The sequence below is a fragment of the Nocardia coffeae genome, from assembly GCF_019890715.1.
GTDB classification, from domain to species: Bacteria; Actinomycetota; Actinomycetes; order Mycobacteriales; family Mycobacteriaceae; genus Nocardia; species Nocardia jiangxiensis.
This window is the reverse complement of the sequence record NZ_JAINZY010000048.1, coordinates 1-1624: the sequence shown is the minus strand read 5'-3', so window position 1 is coordinate 1624 and position 1624 is coordinate 1. Positions and strand designations below refer to the sequence as shown.

Sequence of the window (1624 nt, the reverse complement as noted above, 5' to 3'; positions counted from 1 at the left end):
CCTTCCGCGGACCCGATGCGATGCTGGCCGAACTCAGCCATTACCCAGATACGGTGGTCATCTGGCGGCCGGCGGACACTCAGGTCTGGGCCACCACCGCCGACGGGAGATCCGAGCAGATCGCCGGATTCGCAGACAATCCTGCGCCTGGCCTCGACACCGGCGGAAAGCCACTGGATCGCCCACTACGTCAATCACTTGAATCAATCTTCTACAGCCAGCCCGCAGACCACGATCCCTTGCACTGACGTACTGCCATTCGCGAACGACATCGTTCACCAGCCCAGCAACCCGCACCGTGCGGTTCGCGGCATGTCGTTGCGTTACCTGTGCATCGTGCCAATGTCGGTTCAGGGCTAACCTTCAACACGATGGACACACCGCGTCGCCCGCTGCTTTTTCTTGATGTTGACGGTCCGCTCGTACCTTTCGGCGCCATGCCTGCAGACCACCAGCCATCGACCGTGGACGAACGGCCGCGCTGCACGAACCCGCTCACGACCCGAGTCGACCGTGAGCTGGGGCCGCTGCTCTTGGACCTGTCCTGTGAGCTGGTGTGGGCGACAACCTGGGTTCACGAAGCGAACCAGGTTGTCGGTCCATTGCTGGGTTTACCGGCGTTGGCGGTCGTGGAATGGCCGGACCGGACGGACCATCAGATCGACGAATGGTTCGGGTTGCATTGGAAGACACGGACTCTGGTCGAATGGGCCGCGTGTCGGCCATTCATCTGGGTCGATGACGAGATCAGCGACAACGACCGCGAATGGGTATCCGACCATCATGGCGACGGGGCGCTGCTGCACCGCGTGGATCCGCGAATCGGATTACTGCACAGCGACTTCGCCCACTTCGTCGAGTGGCTCGCGGCGGCTGAGCTCGCGGGCGGGACTTGAACCTCAGTTGAGGCTTTCACGTTCGGCAAGGAATTGATCGAGCAGAGTGAACAGCACTTCCAGAATGCGGATCTCTTGCTCGGGGCTGAGATCTGTGACGAAGTGCCACAGCCGCGCAAGCTACACCGAGACCATCACCGACACAGGACAATTGCGGTAGATGACATGACCCTTACCGGCCCCTGCGCTCGCCTTTCACCCCGACTTGCGGCTGGTGACACGATCCTTACCGGCACGTCCCCCGTGAGTTCACTGGGACTGAGGGACTTCAACGGGAACTCACGGCATTTCCGTGTGTGGCACCAGGATTCGCGATGGGTTCCGCGGAAGTCTACCGATTGCCGATTCTGCTCAGTGGGCTGGCGGATGTTCGAGTTCGCCGGTGAGCAGGTGCTCGGCGACGGCGGCGTAGCGGGCGGCGGTGTTGTGGGAGATGCCGAAGACGAGCGTCAGGTGCAACGGTCGGCGCCGGCGGTGAGGGCTTCGTGCAGGATGCGGTCGGCGCGGATGCGGTCGACGCTGGATCCGACGCGACTCATGTAGTGGCTGAAGAACATTGGGCTTATCGGCGCTGTTCCGTGAACGGTTCTCCAGGTGACCAGCAGGTGGGGTTGGTGGTGTGTGGCCAGGTTCGGCGGCGATGGTCGAGCCAGCGGGTTATCGCTCGGTGGCCGAGGTCGCCGAGCCGCTGACGACGTCCGTCGAGTGTGATGCGGTGGTTGGCGAGA

At 62.6% G+C, this 1624-nt stretch carries 2 protein-coding genes; both read left to right on the top strand.

Annotation, left to right across the window (positions count from 1 at the left end):
- Positions 1–248, top strand: a 248-nt coding sequence (locus K7711_RS46950; RefSeq protein ID WP_222979649.1) for a hypothetical protein, incomplete at its 5' end; no start/stop codon positions are given.
- 81 nt (positions 249–329) lie between these two features.
- Complete coding sequence (locus K7711_RS46945) at positions 330–896, top strand: HAD domain-containing protein (RefSeq protein WP_308015259.1); 567 nt, start codon at positions 330–332, stop codon at positions 894–896.
- Positions 897–1624 lie beyond the last annotated feature (728 nt).